The following is a 17,380-nucleotide window of genomic DNA, read 5'->3' on the forward strand; positions in this document are numbered from 1 at the left end:
CTTGAAAAGAGGGGAATTAGGCAATGGTTATTTTTTATTCCCCTCTTTGCAAGAGGGGTGCCGAGTTTACGAGGCGGGGTGTTGAAATAGAAAAAGACCGTAACGCCAGTAACTTAAGGAAACTCAATGAAGATTTTTAATGATATCGCCTCTTGGCAAACAACACGCCAACAAATCGCAACGGATAAAACCCTAGGTGTTGTAATGACCATGGGCGCACTGCATAAAGGCCATTTGAGCTTAATCAAGCAAAGCCAACAAGACAATGACTACACATTGGTAACAATTTTTGTCAATCCGACCCAATTTAATAATCAAGGCGACTTTGACAATTACCCAAACACATGGCAACAAGATGTTGATTTACTGACGATGGAAGGCGTTGATTTTCTACTATCGCCACACAAAGAGATGCTCTACCCTGATAATTATAACTATCAGATCAATGAGAAAAGTTTAAGCCAAACACTCTGTGGTGCTTCACGCCCTGGACATTTTGAGGGGATGCTGACCATTGTTATGAAGCTGTTAAATATTGCCCGAGCGAATAATGCCTACTTTGGCGAAAAAGATTACCAACAATTTCAGCTAATCAAAGGCATGGCTGACGCATTTTTTATCCCAACCAACATCGTTAGCTGCCCAATTATTCGTGAAGAAGATGAACTCGCTTTTAGCTCAAGAAATTTACGCCTAGATGAGAGCGCTCGCAAAAAGGCAGGCTATTTTGCCCAAATGATTCGTCAAACTCATGATATTGAGCAAGTGAAAAATGCACTCATCGCTAACCATATCACAATTGATTATCTAGAGGATATTGATAATCGACGCTTTGCAGCAGTAATTATTGACGATGTTCGCCTAATTGATAATTTCCCACTTACTGAAATCACCAAACTTACTAAGGAAAATGCATGAAACGCACACTATTAAAGTCTAAAATCCATATGGCAACCGTCACAGAAGCAAACCTTAATTATTACGGCTCAATCAGCATTGATCACGCGCTTTGTAAAGAGGCAAATCTCATTCCTTTTGAGCGCGTTGAAATCTATAACTGCAATAATGGTGCGCGCTTTGCCACCTATGTCATCTTGGGTGATAAAGGTGAAATTTGCTTAAATGGTGCCGCAGCACGCCATGTCGCGACGGGTGACACCGTCATTATTGCATCTTATGCTGAATATGAGGCGCATGAGTTAACAGATCACAATCCTCATCTTGTCTTTGTTGATAAGCAAAATGACGTGATTGAAATTAAGCGCTATTTGGATTCCTCCATTAATCATTAATTAGGGAAATCACAACGAAACATACTACCCTTACCAAGGTCACTTTGAATGCTTAATGAGGCTTTATGACGAATAAGCACGTGTTTGACAATTGCCAACCCAAGACCAGCGCCGCCTGTTTCGGGTGAGCGACCTTTGTCAACGCGGTAAAAACGCTCAGTTAGACGCGGGATATGCTTTTGCTCAATACCTAAGCCTTCATCTTTGACATAAAAGTGCTTGCCATGTTTATCCTGATACCAAGCAATCGTGATTCTTCCGCCATTTGGCGAATAACGCACCGCATTGATAATCAAATTACTAAAGCAGCTATTGATCTCTTTTTCATTGCCTTGAAGCGCCAATCCTTCATCAATATCTATAACAAACTCATGCTTATCCGTACCTAATGTTTTTGCTGACTCGATAATTTCAATGAGCATGGGTGCCACATGCAGAGTTTCTAGTTCACCTTTTTGCACCTGATGACTTTGAACCTTAGACAACAGCAACAAATCCTCAATAAGCCACTCAATACGCATCATTTGTTGCTGCATTTGCTCGAAATAAGGTAACCATTCACTTAAATGCTCAGCAACATCTGGCTGCATCAATTCCAAATAACCACGAATAACCGTCAACGGTGTACGCATTTCATGTGATACATTGGCAACAAAATCTTGACGCATACGCTCAATATGATGACGAAAACCGGCATCTTGCGTAATAAGCAAGAAATGCTGATCATAGGGAATAAGTACCACAGACAATATCTGATCCGGTGTTTTGGGTAACGGCAACTCAAAGGTGCTCATGTTTTTTTGTCGCAAGTAAGTCAATAAAGCAGGAAATTCAAAAACTTCAGTAATATTTTGCGTCAATTGCGCGCTTGATAGTTGAAAAAAGTTTTTAGCCGGTTGATTAAACCATTGCATTATTCCTTCTTGATCAATGATGACAACGGCATCAGTAATACCTTGCGCGAAGGTCTTTGCCCACAGCAAGCCAATTTTATTATGCTCATCTACCATTTTCACACCAACTCTTGATTAATTAGTTGATAACCTTCGCCACGAATCGCACGCAAATAAATATCATAATGAAAAGGCGCTAAGAGCTTCCTAATGCGAGCAATATGCACATCAACCGTGCGCTCGGTAATCTCTTTGTCGGCATTCCAAACATGATCTAGAATGCGCGCACGCGACAATGTTTTACCAGCATGTTTCATTAAATAGGTGATTAACTTAAATTCAAGTCGCCCACATTTAATGACTTCACCCTTAAATACCAGTGAATGACTTTCTAAATCAGCATTAAGCTCTCGAAAAGTAAGTTTTGACTTATCGTCATTCCCCCCTTTTGTCCGCTTCAACAAAGCCTGAATACGCATAACAAGCTCTTTAGGCGAGAATGGCTTGGTGACATAATCATCAACCCCCATGCCAAATCCTCTTAACACATCACCTTCCTCGGCTTTGGCTGTCAGCATAATTACTGGCAAACTCTCAAGTGGTTTCGTTTGCCTGATTTGCGTTAATAGTTTGATGCCACTGGTATCTGGCAACATCCAATCCAATAAAATCAGATCAATACTTGAATCACTCATTAGTAATTTCAATGCTTGCATGCCATTTTCAGCCATTACCACCTCATATTGTTGGCGAGTTAATGTCAGTTGCAATAACTGCCGTATAGGTGGCTCATCATCCACAATTAGTATTTTTGCCATATGATCATCAAACCTTACTTAGATTCACCATAAAATGCTAACTTATCTACGCTAAAGATTCTAGTAGTATCACGGTAAGCCATATTGAGCAAGTGCACCAGATAGCATTTTGACGCATATTGATTTCGCTATTTATTGTGTTATAGTTTGCCGCCAAGGAAATGACGTTCTTCCCAAGTGTACAAATGATTATATCGATCAAACACTTAAACCATCCTTTAAGATTGATGACGTCTATGTAATACAAACTTAAAGGAGAATTACAACGATGTTAACATTATTATTAGTTGGTTTAGGTGGTGGCTTAGGTTCTATCAGTCGCTTTGGCTTATCTGAGTTTATTTACAAAGTGTTTGGTAAATCTTTCCCTCATGGCATTTTGATTGTCAACATTTTAGGATGTCTGTTGATTGGTGCATTGGCAGCATTTTTTCAGAAAGAGCGCTTGCTTGAGCATTTTCTCACACCACACTTTAGAGCCTTATTAATCACCGGCTTCTTAGGTGGATTTACAACCTTCTCAAGTTTTAGTCTAGATGCCTTAACGCTCCTACAAAAAGGTGAATGGTCAAAGGCAATTATTTACATTATGCTTAGCGTTCTTATTTCGATGATTGCCGTTTTTGTCGGCTTTTATTTAGTTGAGAAATATTAGGATCTATTTATTCACCAAGATTTTTAAGCGGAACACCGTTTTCTAAATTCTTTTCAATATGCTCAAGGCTGACACCTTTTGTCTCAGGCACGAAGAACTTCAAGAAGATCATTGCCAAGATACAAAAGCCACCAAACACAAAGAATATCGAGGCATTACCATAAAACTTCATAAAGCTTAATGCATTTGCCATCACAACGCCTGCAAATGTCCAGTTAACCATTGTCGTTACGGTCATGCCAATTTCACGTCCCTTTAATGGGAAGATTTCTGCACAAATCACCCAAGCAACAGGCCCCCAAGAGCAGGCAAAACCAAAAATATAGACAACTGCTGACAATAATAAAACAGTTTTTGATAACCCACTAGGTGACGCATTGCCTGCCATTGATAGGAAAGCGAAGCCTGCTGCAAACATTGACACCATCATCACCACAGCACCAACATACAGCAGTTTCTTGCGACCCCACTTTTCAATCCATTTAATTGCTGGAAAAGTAAAAAGCATATTAACCGTTGGAATAGCTAAAAGCGCTATGATTCCCGTCATACCTGCATAACCAAAAATCGTTGGCGCGTAGTAAATCATCATGTTAATACCAACGAGCTGTTGGAACATCTGCAATACCACACCAACAATCAATACTTTCCAGAAGAAACCTTTAGAAAGCATATTAAAGCCAACACCTTTGTTGACTGAAATGCTTTCTTTGATTTCATTAACCTCGTCATCAATTTCCTTCTGTGATGCACGCACACGCTTTAGCACTGAAATAGCTTGCGCTTCTTTGCCTTTTAACAGCAACCAACGCGGACTTTCTGGCAGGAATACACTCCCTAAAAACATGACAAATGCAAACACGACAATCACGCCAAACATCAAAGATAGTGAAATTTCAACATGTCCTAATGCCTTGGCAATAAAAACATTTGTGATCGCAATCAAGAATATACCAATGGTAATCATTAGCTGAAACAATGTCGCCATACCACCGCGAATAGCTTTTGGCGCAGTTTCAGATAAATATAGTGGCACAGTAAATGAAGCGATACCGACCGCGAATCCTAAACCAAAGCGGCACGCTGTAAGCACGAACAATGGCGGCAAAAAAGCCGAGATTAATGAAAAAGCAGTGAATAGAAACCCTGCTAGCACAAGTACTTTCTTGCGCCCTAGAGAGCGCGCAAATAACCCACTAAGCAAAGCACCCAGAATACCACCCCACGCCAAAACAGCCGAATAATGCTCGCCTTGCTGTGTGGTCAAGCCATAGACATGGTCAATCGTTGATAATGAGTTGGCAATAAAGCCTTGGTCTAAACCAAATAGTAAACCGCCTAATGCACCGATTAAGCAGATCATATAGACCAGTTTTTGATACTCTTTTTTTGCATTGACATTAGCTGTCATTGGATTCTCCCCGTTTTTTTTAACATTTGTTGAGATAAATAATAAATGATAAAAATATGTTAACGCAGTATTGCAGCAATAATTGCATACCTTGTCAATAAATTACTTATTTATTGCTTAAAATAATTGGGCGTCACTTTTGCCAAGTTTCAAATGACCGTATCCATACAAAGTCAACCATAGAAAAGTCATACGCTTTTTTGTCAAAAAATCAATCATATTGCTTAAGCTAATAATCACAATGATCACTTTACGCTTTTCATCTTCAAGTTATTTATCCTGTCATTTGGCTGCTATTTGCTTGTTAACTGCACTTAAAATGCGATATATTTGCCATGAACAAATTTCTGCAAATACAAAATAAAAAAGAATAAGGTAACCGAATTATGCATAATTTTTTAGGCGCTATTGAAGCTGGAGGCACTAAGTTTGTCTGTGCAATCGGCACTGATGACGGAAAAATTCTACAACGCATTCGCATTAAAACAAGTACACCTGAAGTCACTATGCCCGAAGTTATTGGTTTTTTCCGTGAGCACATGCACAATTACCCCCTTAAGGCAATTGGCTGTGGGTCTTTTGGTCCTATTGACCCTGATATCAATTCCAAAACATATGGTCATATCACCCACACGCCCAAACTACCATGGCGCGATTATAATATTGTTAAAACATTAGAAGATGCATTACAAATACCTGTTGCATTTGATACGGATGTCAATGCCGCGGCACTAGGCGAGCATCGCTGGGGTGCTGGCAAAGGGATCAGTGATTTGATTTATCTAACCGTAGGCACAGGCGTTGGCGGCGGTGCTATCGTCAATAATCAGTTAGTGCACGGCAGTGCTCATCCTGAGATGGGGCACATTTATATACCTGTTGATTTAACACAGGATGATTTCACAGGCATTTGTCCATATCACGAGCGTTGCTTAGAGGGTCTAGCCTCAGGTCCTGCTTTGAAAGCGCGTTGGCAGGTTGATTCAGCACTAGATCTTGCTGATAATCACATTGCTTGGGAGCTAGAAGCTGAATATCTATCATATGCACTTGTAAACTATATGATGTGTTTTGTCCCTAAGCGCATTATCTTAGGAGGTGGGGTTATGAAACAGACGCACTTATTTGAGAAGATTCATACTAAAGTAAAAGCAAAAATCAATGGCTATCTGAATCAAGACTATTGTGATAGTATCCCATCGATTATTGTGCCGCCGGCTTTAGCAGATAATGCTGGTATTATGGGTGCTTTGGCTTTAGCTAGTACCGCCGCAGGCGCCACGCTAGCAAAAAACCCACTTGAGGTCGAATAATCACAAACACATACAAAATAAATTAATTGTTAAGGCACTAAACATGGATATAAATGAAGTAGGTAAAGTATATGAACGCCCTTGGGGAACATATCGCACGATTGAATTAGCAACCGGTTATCAGGTAAAAGTAATTACTGTTAATCCTGGCGGGCAATTATCTTTGCAAAAACATTTCAAACGCGCCGAGCATTGGGTAGTTGTTAAAGGTTCGCCAACTTTCACCATTGGTGAGAGCAAAAAAATGTATCACGCCAATGATCATGTTTATATTGAGAAAGAGGAAATCCACCGCATGGAAAACACAACGGATTCGCCATGTGAAATCGTTGAAGTACAGATCGGCAATTACCTTGGCGAAGATGATATTGTTAGATTGGAAGATATTTATAACCGTTAATTAGTGCCAGTTGATACCAAGCCAAAACCTTTAATCAGCTAAGATAAAAGTATATTTTTTAGGCTGCATGCCATACACCCCTACAGTAAAACCAAATACAAATGCCCAACCTCTCAAATACAGTTAAATCTTTTTAAATAAAAACTTGTAATTTTTTTCTTAAGCGCAATCTATAGCGATCATGATTTTATAAACCCAATCATTTAAGCGGGGAAACTATGTTAGAAATGAAAGGTACTACGATTTTATGTGTACGTCGTGGCGATGAAGTTGTCATTGGTGGCGACGGTCAAGCAACACTAGGCAATACGGTTGCAAAAGATAATATCATCAAAGTACGCAAATTAAGTAACGGTAAAGTATTAACAGGGTTTGCTGGATCAACAGCCGATGCTTTTACCTTGTTTGAAAAGTTTGAGCAAAAGCTTGATTTTTACCAAGGAAACCTTGAACGCGCCTCCGTTGAGATGGTGCGTGAATGGCGCCTAGATCGCATGATGAGCAAGCTTGAAGCGATGATTATTGTTGCTGATGAAAACAAATCCCTTCTTATCTCAGGTGTTGGTGATGTCATGGCAGCGGATGAAAAAGGCATTTTATCAATTGGTTCAGGTTCGGCTTTTGCAAAAGCTGCGGCACATGCCTTGGTCGATAATACAGAGCTTTCAGCCTATGATATCGTTAAGAAAAGTCTCAATATTGCCGCAGATATCTGCATTTACACCAATCATAACTTAACCATTGAAAAGCTTGCTAACAAAGCAGCCGTATAATTGACACAAGGGGATAGAAATTATGTCACAAATGACACCTAAAGAAATTGTCAGTGAATTAGACCGCTTTATTATCGGTCAAAAAGATGCAAAAAAAGCAGTTGCCATAGCGCTTAGAAACCGCTGGCGTAGAATGCAGCTTGAAGATGGTATGCGCCAAGAAGTAACACCTAAAAATATTTTAATGATTGGACCAACTGGCGTTGGTAAAACAGAGATCGCACGACGCTTAGCAAAGCTTGCCAATGCGCCATTTATCAAAATTGAAGCGACAAAGTTTACCGAAGTAGGTTATGTTGGTAAAGATGTCGACTCTATCATTCGCGATTTAGCAGACATCTCAATCAAGATGTATCGTGAGCAAGAGAAAACCAAAGTCGCCGTTCGTGCTGAAGAGCTCGCAAAAGAACGGATACTAGATGCCTTATTGCCTGCAGCGCGTGAGAGCAAAGTGGGCTTTGCTAATGAACCCGTTGAAGTCGAGCAAAAAACTGAAAATACAACACGCCAACTTTTCAGAAAAAAACTTGCCGCAGGCGAGCTTAACGATAAAGAAATTGAGATTGATATCGCCATGGCAGCACCGCAGATGAATATCATGGGACCTCCAGGCATGGAGGACATGACAAATCAATTGCAAAGCTTATTCTCATCGATGGGTGATGAACGTAAGAAGCGTCGTAAAATCAAGGTTAAAGACGCCTTAAAATTACTACAAGATGAAGAAGCAGGCAAGCTAGTTAATGAAGATGATATTAAGCTTAAAGCCATCGAAGCTGTTGAGCAAAATGGTATTGTATTTATTGATGAAATTGACAAGGTTTGTAAAAAGTCCGACCAACGCGGTGGAGATGTCTCACGCGAAGGTGTCCAGCGTGATTTATTGCCATTAGTCGAAGGTTCAACCGTCAGCACCAAATATGGCATGATCAAAACAGATCACGTGTTATTTATCGCCTCAGGCGCTTTCCATGTTGCCAAGCCATCAGATTTAATTCCTGAGTTACAAGGACGCTTGCCGATCCGTGTTGAGCTAAGATCACTTGAAGTTGAAGACTTTGTACGTATTCTCACAGAGCCTGATTATTCATTGATTAAACAGTATGTTGCTCTATTAGGCACCGAAGGTGTCGAGATCGTCTTTGAAGAAGAGGCCATTAGACGTATTGCTGAGATTTCATTCCGCGTTAATGAGGAAGTTGAAAACATCGGCGCACGACGCCTGCACACGGTACTTGAACGCTTATTGGAAGAAGTTTCTTTTGATGCTTCTGATCGCACTGAAAAAACCTTTAGCGTCAGCAGTGATTACGTCAATGAAAAACTGGGGAATTTGGTCAAGGATCGTGACTTAAGTCAGTACATTCTGTAGCGCATTTGTACACTTCAGAAAAATTCGTCAATAAACGTATGAAAACTCAAAAAATACAATTGACATTAGGGGTTTAGCCCTTATAATCTGATCCTGTTCTGCGGGAATAGCTCAGTGGTAGAGCACAACCTTGCCAAGGTTGGGGTCGCGAGTTCGAACCTCGTTTCCCGCTCCAGTTGGCTGGGTAGCAAAGTGGTTATGCAGAGGCCTGCAAAGCCTTGGACACCGGTTCGATTCCGGTCTCAGCCTCCAGAACAAGTCTTTGCCCGGGTGGTGAAATTGGTAGACACAAGGGACTTAAAATCCCTCGAGACTTAACTCTCGTGCCGGTTCGACTCCGGCCCCGGGCACCATCAAATTTTCCCAATGCAAAATATTAAAAATCAACATCTTGTTATATACATTTAGAGCATGATCTCATCGAGACAATAATTCATTTATATTTATCGGGACAAATTGAGATTGTAACAATCATTGTTAACTCTATATCACTATCTATCGCAACCTCTTTTGCGATAGATAGTGATCCAAAAAAGTCCTTAAGAAACTACGACTTAAAATAATACGGATAATACTTTGGCTCCCAAATCACTTGATCTATCTTACGCCAAATATCGTCAACATCTTGAGCGACACCATCCTCAATTGCCTGACGTGCAACAGCAAATGCCACCTGACGACTGACGCTGTATGCCTCACTTAGTTTTGGTAATAACGCATCATCTTGGGTTGAATAATTTGCTAGCGCCTTACATGCCGCCCATAACATATTATCTGTAAAGCGCTTCGCAGCGATCGCAACGATACCTAAACCAATACCTGGGAAGACCAAGGCATTATTTGATTGCGCAATACGATAAACTTTACCTTTATAACCAACATCATCAAATGGGCTACCTGTAGCAATCAGCGCGCGCCCTTCCGTCAAGCGAATGATATCCTGCGGCACACGCTCACAACGACTCGTTGGATTGGATAGGGTAAAGATAATCGGCCGATCATTATTCTCAGCCATAGATAAAATAACATCATCCGTGAAAGCATTAGCAACACCTGAGCAGCCAATCAAAGTTGTTGGTTTCGCTTGCTTGACCACTTCAGCAAGTGCAATGCGTCCTTGCTCATCCGCACTCCACCCTTTAACCGACTCACGTGTACAAGCATAAGGGCGTTGAAAATCCATCATATCCTGATCATCGATCAATAGACCATCTTTATCAATACACCAGAAGTGCTGATAAGCTTCTTCTTTTGTCAAACCTGAATGCACAAGGGCTGCAACAATCTCATCAGCAATACCCAGTCCTGCCGTTCCCGCACCAAAGATCACAAATTTCTGGCGATTAAACTTCAAGCCTGAGCGTTTTGATGCTGAGATCAAGCCCGCTAGCGCAACTGCAGCAGTTCCCTGCATATCATCGTTAAAACTGCAGATTTCACTTTGATACTTTAATAAATTTTTACGCGCATTATCACGTCCAAAGTCTTCCCAATGCAGGAATGTCTCAGGCATTTCTTCTTTAACCGCTTCAATAAATAACTGCACCATTTCATCATATTGCTCACCACGCACACGCTCATGACGCCAGCCAAGATACAAGGGATCTTCTAAAAGCTTTTTATTATTAGTTCCAGCATCTAGGAATACCGGCAAATAGCGCCCAGGATTAATGCCCGCACATAGTGTATACACCATAAGCTTAGCAACTGGTATCTCAATACCACCAACACCTTGGTCACCAATTCCTAACACACCTTCCGCATCACTAACCACAAGAATATCAACATCTGAGTTAGTGCGATTACGTAATATCTCACGCATTTTATAGCGATCTGGATAAGCAATATAAAGCCCTCGAGGTGATAGAAATTGCTCGCTATAGCGCATCACTGCCTCACCAACTGTTGGCGTATAGATAATCGGCAGCATTTCATTGAGATTATCGCGCACTAAACGATAAAACAATGTCTCATTGATATTATGCAAGTTCTTTAAAAAACTATAGCGCCCAATGTTGCTTCTAAAAGATTTATACTGCTGATAGGCACGCGTTTTTTGCTCTTCTAAAGATTCGATCTGGAAAGGCAATTTACCCAGCAAGCCAAATTCTTCACGCTCACGCTCGCTAAAGGCCGTACCTTTATTAAGAGATGCAAGTGTTAATAAACTCTTACCATGCAAACCAGTTTCAACCCACATTTCATTGCTTTCAGGGTTGCGTTTAAATTCAAATCTTTTTATTTTTTTCATCATTATGCTTCTATCATTATTTTTTATATTTATACCTTTCGGCTAAAACTAAATATTCATCCACAAGTACTGACCGTACTCTGAGCATCAGTCGAAGTGGGTAAGCTTAGGCAAATCACACTTCATGAAGGCTTCGACTTACGCTCAGCCGACGCTTACACAATCAAAGGGAGCAGGAATATGGTCATAGCCTATCTTTACTAACTTAAATTTCTAATCTCTAATTCATTTAGTCTTTAGCACCAAACTCACGCACGGCATCAACCATGACCTTAACTTTATCCGGTGAAATATCCGGATATACACCATGACCTAGATTAAAGACAAAGCGACTATATGGCGCTTGACTTGTAACAATGCTTTTTACCGAGTCGATAATACTTTGATCACCACCATAGAGGGCTGCAGGATCTAAATTGCCTTGCAACGCAAATTTATTGCCAACGGTTTGTCTTGCACGCGCTACATCAATACTCCAATCAATGCCAATACCATCACAGTCGGTTTTAATCAGCTGATCTAACCACAACCCACCGCCCTTGGTGAAAAGTGTCACCGGCACATGCGGATGACGTTTTTTAAGCTCAGTTGTGATCGTTTGCATATAGTTTAGTGAAAAGGCTGCATAATTGCTTTCTGCCAACATACCACCCCACGTATCAAAGATCATCACAGCATCAGCGCCTGCTTTGATCTGTTCATCCAGATAATCAATAATCACAATACTTAGATCAGACAATAATTTATGCAAAAGCTCTGGCGCGCTATAAAGCATCTTACGCAATTGCGTAAACTGTTTTGAGCCCTGTCCTTCAACCATGTAAGCCGCTAATGTCCAAGGACTACCAGTAAACCCAATTAATGGCACGCGATCTTTAATCGCCTTTTTAGTGGTTGAAACCGCATTAAACACATAATGCAATTTATCAATAGCACCTTGAGTATCTAAGCGCTCAACGTCTCTTAAAGTTGTCAATGGCGCGGAAAAAATTGGACCCTTACCACTGACAAATTTAAGATCCATCCCCATAGCTTCTGGAATGGTTAAAATATCTGAAAAAACAATGGATGCATCTAAATCATAGCGATCTAAAGGTTGCAAAGCCACTTCACAGCAAGCTTGAGCGTGACGGCACATCTGCATAAAATCACTAAACTTGGCGCGTGTCTGGCGATACTCTGGCAAATAGCGTCCAGCCTGGCGCATGATCCATAGTGGCGTTTGTGTCACCGGCCTGCCTTGTAAGGCATCTAAAAACAATGTTCTCATTTCTTATCCTTTTTATAATAATCGATCCCGTCAGGGTGATATTTAAATCGCTTGTATGTCCACTGATATTGCTCTGGATATTGGCGAATAATTTCTTCAAACCGCTTGGTAAAAGCGTAAGCTACTGGATCTTCAATGCCATCAATTGCTTGATAGCGCTTAATCAAAGGCTCCAAGTCCTCATTAAACAATGTCAAGCCTTTGCCATCAGCATTTCTAACGGCATAGCTTAACACAACCGCAGGCTTGTAGCGCTCATATAATTTCCCAGCAAAATTCATCGTCTTGGCAGGATTGCCAAAGAAATCAATATAATTACCGCCCGCATCAACCGGCACTTGATCGGTTAGCATCGCAATCACTTCCTTTCTTGCTATGGCTTTAAATAGCATTTTCACCCCTTTTTGATTGGCAGGTGACATGTTTTCGCATAAGCGTGAGCGCGCACGCAGAATAAGCTTATCCAGCGTTTTTATCTTAGGTGGTGTGTATAACATCGCCGAAGGATATTTACTTGAATAATACATCGAAGCAATTTCATAACTTCCTAAATGAGGTGCGACCACCATGACACCACGCCCTTCTTCATACAAGCGCTGTGAAACATCCCCGCCATGCACCACTTGAATTTGTTTCAATAGTTTTTGCGGATTTTTGAATAAGATTCCCGGCATTTCAGCCCCTGTCATGCAGGTTTGTTGCAAAGTTTTCTTAACCAGTTTACGTTTATGATAGTCACTTAACTCAGGAAAACATTTATCAATATTGATACGTGCTATGCGACGCATATCGCTTTTACAATAATAAAGCAATACCCCAATCATCGCACCAATGCGCTGCGCTGTTTTAAAACTTAACTTCCCCCACAGAAACAATATTAATATAAGGGCTTGAGCACCTATTTTCTTCATCGCATTTTACCGTTTTTTATTTTATTGCTGAAAGCGTTCAAATTTACGATAGCTTAATGCCTCTTGAATATGATGCTTTGCAATCATCTCTTGTGCTGCCAAATCAGCAATCGTCCGCGCAATTTTAACCACTCGGTGATACGCTCTTGCCGATAAACCGAGCTTTTCAATAGCATCTGCCAACAATAGCCGCTCATTATCCCCTAAAATGCAAAATTGATCAATTTCCTTGCCCTGAAGTTCGGCATTAATTTTCCCTTGGCGCTTGATTTGTAGATCTCGTGCGTTAATCACACGTGCTTTGACATCATGACTTGACTCGCCTTGCGCGCCAGAAATCAAATCATCATGCTCAACCTCAAGTACCTCAACTTGCAGATCAATGCGATCTAATAAGGGACCTGAGAGCTTTTGTTGATAACGCTTTATTTGCATATCCGTGTCTTTACACGCTTTGCGCTGTGAGCCTAAAAACCCACAAGGACAAGGGTTCATTGCCGCAATTAATTGAAATTTAGCCGGATATTCCACCTGTGCACTTGCCCTTGAGATCACAATCTTGCCAGACTCAAGTGGCTCACGTAAAACCTCTAATACTTTGCGATCAAACTCTGGCAACTCATCTAAAAATAACACACCATTATGCGCTAAAGAAATCTCTCCTGGTTTTGGGTTTGATCCACCACCAACAAGAGAGACCGCGGATGATGTATGGTGAGGGGCGCGAAATGGGCGCTGATAGAAATGCTCTGCAACATCCCGTGCACCTTTAATAGATGCAACCATTGCCGTTGCTAAAGCTTCATCCATCGAAAGTTTAGGTAAAATTGTATTAAAGCGCGATGCAAGCATCGTTTTACCTGTACCAGGGGGGCCGACAAACAAGAGATTATGCCCTCCTGCTGCGGCAATCTCTAATGCACGCTTAGCTTGAAACTGACCTTTGACATCGCTTAAATCTAATTCAAATGCATTATTTGGCATCACACCTTCAGCTTGTTGTGCCTCTTTGATAAATTGTGTTTTTGATAAGTGCAAAACAACATCCATCAAACTCTTAGCTGCATAAGCATGAAGATCTGGCAATAAGGCAACTTCACTTTCATTTTTCACCGCAATGATGAGATTACGTTGATGCTTTAGACTTTGAATGGCAAACGGCAAAATACCCTTTACCGGTCTTAATTTGCCACTTAGGGATAGCTCAGCAGCAAATTCGTAATCCTCAATATCGGGTGCGATAACTTGTTGAGATGCAATTAAAATACCAATAGCAATCGGCAAGTCATAACGCCCACCTTCTTTGGGCAAATCAGCAGGAGCGAGATTAATGGTGATGCGTTTACTTGGGAATTGAAACCCTGAATTAATAATCGCACTTCTAACGCGATCTTTACTTTCTTTAACAGCTGCTTCAGGTAATCCTACGATCGACAAGCTCGGCAATCCATGCGATAAATGCACTTCTACTGTTACTTGTGGTGCATTCACCCCCAATTGCGCGCGACTAAAGACCGTAGCTAGCGACATAACAGCTACTTACTTATTTCCTTGCTTAGCAATAAGCTCATCAACTTTCTTCTCAAGTGCCTCGAGCTTTAAACGTGTTTTTGCTAACACTTCTTTTTGGATATCAAACTCCTCACGCGTGACGAGATCTAGCTTCTCAAAGCTTGCTTTTAACACACTTTTACAGTTATTTTCAAATTCACTCGCCATTGTTTTGAAGCCACTTGGAATACCATTGGAAATCTTACTGGCAACATCATCGATTATTTTATTGTTTAGTTTCATGCTCAATCACTTAAATGCTTTACTAATAGATAGTGCATAATGTAGCATAGACAGCCAAATTGACAAATCAATTCGCGCATGAAGCTAATTACCGCCTACATCAAACCGCATCTACTTGACCGCACACGCGAGGCTCTGCTAAGCACTGGTGCAACTGGCATTACTATCACTGAAATCAAAGGCTTTGGGCGTCAACTTGGTCACACTGAGCTTTATCGCGGTGCTGAATATGCTGTTGATTTTTTGCCTAAGATTAAAATGGAAGTTATCTGCAAAGATGAGCAGCAACAAGATTTTATCAAGGCGATTATTGACACCAATAAAGCCGATAAAATTGGTGCCGGCAAAATCACCATCACCCACCTTGAAGAAGTCATTCGCATCCGCACGGGTGAAACTGATAATGAGGCAGTTTAAAATCATCCTTAGTCTTTAGTCCACGTGCCATGCCCAAATATCCCTGCTGGATCATAGGCATTTTGATTACACCATCCTTCATGCCCCGTACAGGTGTAAGTTACACCATTTCTGATGACTTTACTGCCTATGCGGTAGCTACCAATAGCATTTGACCATTCTGGCAAATCCGGTGTTGGTTCAGGTGAAACCTGTCCTTTATTCTCCAAAAGCCAAGTGTATTCAATATGATTACTCTGCTCGATCTCCGTATTGATATAAACGATATTAATGCCACCTTCAACCGGTTTAACCGTATCATCATCTTGCAAGACACCAATCACAACACCAAACGCCTGTAATTCATCATTTAATTTAGCAATATATTGTGACTTCCATGTCGCTAAATGATCAATCACCATAGGCACTTCGATTGCTTCTTCATAACCACCTAAACGCCCAGAATCAAAGACATCGCTACGCCATAATCTGAAGTTAAGCTGATCATTTTGTTTATAACTGTTCTCTGACTGAGCGCCAAAGACGGCACTACCCTCTTTACCTGCAAGTGGCGTCCACACACTTTCAATTGGTTCTGGCGTTACTGCATGATGTTCGATACGCCATTGATAATTTACTGGCGACGTTTTTGTCTGATAAACACTGTAACCTGAAGGTAGATTAGTTTCGATCTCTTTACCGTCACGACTAAGTACCCCAATTTGAACATCTTTGTGATCATGACTTTGGTTAAATTGCTGTGCTAGCTTTTGTTGCCACAATTTTGCGTCATTATCGGATTTAGGTTGATAAGAAGCTGTATAACACTGGCTATGCGCATCCACTGTACAGACGTCAACAGTCACCGTATCTTCTGGTTTAATATCTAGACTAGGCAAAGTACTTTCGCCAGAAAAACCATTTACTTTTTGCCATGCAACATCCTCAGGCGGTGTAGGAATATCACTTCCAACAACAACATCGGAACAAGAATAAAAAGCTTCCGCACTATCATCACGCTGCCACACCGCATAAATAATATGTTGACCTGCTTTGGACTCAGGAATCGTGCATGAAAAACTCTCAAAACCACCTAATCCTGGTGATTGCAAAGCTGATTCATTCGTATTCGGCACATAATGACAAATGGGCTTTTCTTCCAGATCATTCCAAGTCAACGCTTTATTAATTTGCCAATCATCACGCGTAATATAAATGTCTATATAGCCCTTACCATAAGTCTTATGTGGCGCGGTTACTGCATAAGTAAATTGATTCTCACCTGCTTCAAGCTTAACAGGATAGCGATTACCACCTTGGTCAATCGTCCACTGATCATTCTCTAGACTACGATATTTGTCTAAATTTGCAGAACAAATGGGCGCATCTTTGCCACCCATAATAGCAATATGCGCGCTACGTGGATCATTGAGATATGCTGGATCATTTGACCAACCTGCTGCCGCACCTTGAGCAACCCCACTCCAATCAGTAATTACCTGATTGATGCCTTCACCATGTAAATCAACGCTACATACATCCGCACCATTGTGACCATTCCACCACACACCATTATTAGGTGTCGCACCACCTGAGCAAAGCCATTGTCTACTATCAGGGAAAGATAATGCCCCGTGCCCAAAAACAGCACCTGAACTTAACACCAAACTCGATACTGAAAAAATAGCACGTAATTTCATCTATAACTCCTACAAAGTAATTTTGCAGTAGTGTATGAAATTCGCGCTAACATGTGAAATTGAAAGAGTTAATAGTACTATAAGAGATATTTATTCTCGCATTTTACAAATCCAGTTTACGTGAGTTAAAA

The 17,380-nt window shown here is 40.9% G+C and carries 17 protein-coding genes and 3 tRNA genes; 11 read left to right on the forward strand and 9 right to left on the reverse strand.

Translation table 11 applies throughout. The features are described 5' to 3' along the window. Nucleotides 1-126: 126 nt before the first annotated feature. Entirely contained in the window at nt 127-918 is a 792-nt protein-coding gene (panC, locus tag F3D68_RS02520; protein WP_151192926.1) for a pantoate--beta-alanine ligase, read from the forward strand. Continuing rightward, nucleotides 915-1,292, forward strand: coding sequence for an aspartate 1-decarboxylase (gene panD / locus F3D68_RS02525; RefSeq protein ID WP_151192927.1), 378 nt, complete (start codon nt 915-917; stop codon nt 1,290-1,292). The genes panC and panD overlap by 4 nt, the downstream gene beginning before the upstream one ends. Here panD and phoR read toward each other — a convergent pair. Beyond that, entirely contained in the window at nt 1,289-2,302 is a 1,014-nt protein-coding gene (gene phoR, locus F3D68_RS02530) for a phosphate regulon sensor histidine kinase PhoR (RefSeq protein WP_224728216.1), read from the reverse strand. The genes panD and phoR overlap by 4 nt on opposite strands. 2 nt (nt 2,303-2,304) lie before the next feature. Then, on the reverse strand, nt 2,305-3,003 hold the full coding sequence (locus F3D68_RS02535) for a response regulator (protein WP_151192929.1): 699 nt from the start codon (nt 3,001-3,003) through the stop codon (nt 2,305-2,307). A gap of 268 nt (nt 3,004-3,271) precedes the next feature. Here F3D68_RS02535 and crcB point away from each other — a divergent pair, with 268 nt between their 5' ends. Continuing rightward, the gene (crcB, locus tag F3D68_RS02540; RefSeq protein ID WP_117001442.1) at nt 3,272-3,658 is read left to right on the forward strand and encodes a fluoride efflux transporter CrcB; all 387 of its coding nucleotides are present in this window, start codon (nt 3,272-3,274) and stop codon (nt 3,656-3,658) included. Between the two features lie 7 nt (nt 3,659-3,665). Here crcB and F3D68_RS02545 read toward each other — a convergent pair whose 3' ends face one another. Continuing rightward, nucleotides 3,666-5,069: a sugar porter family MFS transporter gene (locus F3D68_RS02545; protein ID WP_151192930.1), complete on the reverse strand. Its 1,404-nt coding sequence runs from the start codon at nt 5,067-5,069 to the stop codon at nt 3,666-3,668. A 386-nt stretch (nt 5,070-5,455) separates the two neighbouring features. On the opposite strand from F3D68_RS02545, the gene F3D68_RS02550 reads away from it, so the two are divergent. The 7 genes from F3D68_RS02550 (at nt 5,456) to F3D68_RS02580 (ending at nt 9,280) form a co-directional block, all read left to right on the forward strand. After that, the gene (locus F3D68_RS02550; RefSeq protein ID WP_151192931.1) at nt 5,456-6,382 is read left to right on the forward strand and encodes an ROK family protein; all 927 of its coding nucleotides are present in this window, start codon (nt 5,456-5,458) and stop codon (nt 6,380-6,382) included. 43 nt (nt 6,383-6,425) lie between these two features. After that, nucleotides 6,426-6,782 carry a phosphomannose isomerase type II C-terminal cupin domain gene (locus F3D68_RS02555; protein ID WP_151192932.1) on the forward strand — a complete coding sequence of 119 codons (357 nt, stop codon included), beginning with the start codon at nt 6,426-6,428 and terminating at the stop codon, nt 6,780-6,782. A gap of 218 nt (nt 6,783-7,000) precedes the next feature. After that, entirely contained in the window at nt 7,001-7,555 is a 555-nt protein-coding gene (gene hslV / locus F3D68_RS02560; RefSeq protein ID WP_151192933.1) for an ATP-dependent protease subunit HslV, read from the forward strand. Between the two features lie 22 nt (nt 7,556-7,577). Continuing rightward, nucleotides 7,578-8,927: an ATP-dependent protease ATPase subunit HslU gene (gene hslU, locus F3D68_RS02565; protein ID WP_151192934.1), complete on the forward strand. Its 1,350-nt coding sequence runs from the start codon at nt 7,578-7,580 to the stop codon at nt 8,925-8,927. A gap of 100 nt (nt 8,928-9,027) precedes the next feature. Beyond that, nucleotides 9,028-9,102, forward strand: a tRNA-Gly gene (locus F3D68_RS02570). A 3-nt stretch (nt 9,103-9,105) separates the two neighbouring features. Then, a tRNA-Cys gene (locus F3D68_RS02575) sits at nt 9,106-9,179 on the forward strand. Between the two features lie 12 nt (nt 9,180-9,191). Continuing rightward, a tRNA-Leu gene (locus F3D68_RS02580) sits at nt 9,192-9,280 on the forward strand. 194 nt (nt 9,281-9,474) lie between these two features. Here the strand turns inward: F3D68_RS02580 and F3D68_RS02585 are convergent. The 5 genes from F3D68_RS02585 to F3D68_RS02605 form a co-directional block, all read right to left on the reverse strand. After that, complete coding sequence (locus F3D68_RS02585; protein ID WP_224728210.1) at nt 9,475-11,181, reverse strand: NAD-dependent malic enzyme; 1,707 nt, start codon at nt 11,179-11,181, stop codon at nt 9,475-9,477. A gap of 226 nt (nt 11,182-11,407) precedes the next feature. Beyond that, nucleotides 11,408-12,448 carry a uroporphyrinogen decarboxylase gene (hemE, locus tag F3D68_RS02590; protein ID WP_151192935.1) on the reverse strand — a complete coding sequence of 347 codons (1,041 nt, stop codon included), beginning with the start codon at nt 12,446-12,448 and terminating at the stop codon, nt 11,408-11,410. Further along, nucleotides 12,445-13,359, reverse strand: coding sequence for a lysophospholipid acyltransferase family protein (locus F3D68_RS02595; RefSeq protein ID WP_151192936.1), 915 nt, complete (start codon nt 13,357-13,359; stop codon nt 12,445-12,447). The genes hemE and F3D68_RS02595 overlap by 4 nt, the downstream gene beginning before the upstream one ends. A 21-nt stretch (nt 13,360-13,380) precedes the next feature. Beyond that, nucleotides 13,381-14,889, reverse strand: coding sequence for a YifB family Mg chelatase-like AAA ATPase (locus tag F3D68_RS02600; RefSeq protein ID WP_151192937.1), 1,509 nt, complete (start codon nt 14,887-14,889; stop codon nt 13,381-13,383). Nucleotides 14,890-14,898: 9 nt separating this feature from the next. After that, on the reverse strand, nt 14,899-15,153 hold the full coding sequence (locus F3D68_RS02605; protein ID WP_151192938.1) for an accessory factor UbiK family protein: 255 nt from the start codon (nt 15,151-15,153) through the stop codon (nt 14,899-14,901). A gap of 78 nt (nt 15,154-15,231) precedes the next feature. Between F3D68_RS02605 and F3D68_RS02610 the strand changes: the two genes are divergently transcribed. Further along, nucleotides 15,232-15,570: a P-II family nitrogen regulator gene (locus F3D68_RS02610; protein ID WP_117001453.1), complete on the forward strand. Its 339-nt coding sequence runs from the start codon at nt 15,232-15,234 to the stop codon at nt 15,568-15,570. 8 nt (nt 15,571-15,578) lie between these two features. Here F3D68_RS02610 and F3D68_RS02615 read toward each other — a convergent pair whose 3' ends face one another. Further along, entirely contained in the window at nt 15,579-17,249 is a 1,671-nt protein-coding gene (locus tag F3D68_RS02615) for a lytic polysaccharide monooxygenase (RefSeq protein WP_151192939.1), read from the reverse strand. Between the last annotated feature and the right edge of the window lie 131 nt (nt 17,250-17,380).

The organism is Cysteiniphilum sp. JM-1 (genome assembly GCF_008711525.1).
Classification (GTDB): domain Bacteria; phylum Pseudomonadota; class Gammaproteobacteria; order Francisellales; family Francisellaceae; genus Caedibacter.

Excerpts from the sequence above, each read along its gene's own strand:
- panC (WP_151192926.1), top strand. The coding sequence starts at position 127 with ATGAAGATTTTTAATGATATCGCCTCTTGGCAAACAACACGCCAACAA.
- panD (WP_151192927.1), top strand. The coding sequence starts at position 915 with ATGAAACGCACACTATTAAAGTCTAAAATCCATATGGCAACCGTCACA.
- phoR (WP_224728216.1), bottom strand. The coding sequence starts at position 2,302 with ATGGTAGATGAGCATAATAAAATTGGCTTGCTGTGGGCAAAGACCTTC.
- F3D68_RS02535 (WP_151192929.1), bottom strand. The coding sequence starts at position 3,003 with ATGGCAAAAATACTAATTGTGGATGATGAGCCACCTATACGGCAGTTA.
- crcB (WP_117001442.1), top strand. The coding sequence starts at position 3,272 with ATGTTAACATTATTATTAGTTGGTTTAGGTGGTGGCTTAGGTTCTATC.
- F3D68_RS02545 (WP_151192930.1), bottom strand. The coding sequence starts at position 5,069 with ATGACAGCTAATGTCAATGCAAAAAAAGAGTATCAAAAACTGGTCTAT.
- F3D68_RS02550 (WP_151192931.1), top strand. The coding sequence starts at position 5,456 with ATGCATAATTTTTTAGGCGCTATTGAAGCTGGAGGCACTAAGTTTGTC.
- F3D68_RS02555 (WP_151192932.1), top strand. The coding sequence starts at position 6,426 with ATGGATATAAATGAAGTAGGTAAAGTATATGAACGCCCTTGGGGAACA.
- hslV (WP_151192933.1), top strand. The coding sequence starts at position 7,001 with ATGTTAGAAATGAAAGGTACTACGATTTTATGTGTACGTCGTGGCGAT.
- hslU (WP_151192934.1), top strand. The coding sequence starts at position 7,578 with ATGTCACAAATGACACCTAAAGAAATTGTCAGTGAATTAGACCGCTTT.
- F3D68_RS02585 (WP_224728210.1), bottom strand. The coding sequence starts at position 11,181 with ATGATGAAAAAAATAAAAAGATTTGAATTTAAACGCAACCCTGAAAGC.
- hemE (WP_151192935.1), bottom strand. The coding sequence starts at position 12,448 with ATGAGAACATTGTTTTTAGATGCCTTACAAGGCAGGCCGGTGACACAA.
- F3D68_RS02595 (WP_151192936.1), bottom strand. The coding sequence starts at position 13,359 with ATGAAGAAAATAGGTGCTCAAGCCCTTATATTAATATTGTTTCTGTGG.
- F3D68_RS02600 (WP_151192937.1), bottom strand. The coding sequence starts at position 14,889 with ATGTCGCTAGCTACGGTCTTTAGTCGCGCGCAATTGGGGGTGAATGCA.
- F3D68_RS02605 (WP_151192938.1), bottom strand. The coding sequence starts at position 15,153 with ATGAAACTAAACAATAAAATAATCGATGATGTTGCCAGTAAGATTTCC.
- F3D68_RS02610 (WP_117001453.1), top strand. The coding sequence starts at position 15,232 with ATGAAGCTAATTACCGCCTACATCAAACCGCATCTACTTGACCGCACA.
- F3D68_RS02615 (WP_151192939.1), bottom strand. The coding sequence starts at position 17,249 with ATGAAATTACGTGCTATTTTTTCAGTATCGAGTTTGGTGTTAAGTTCA.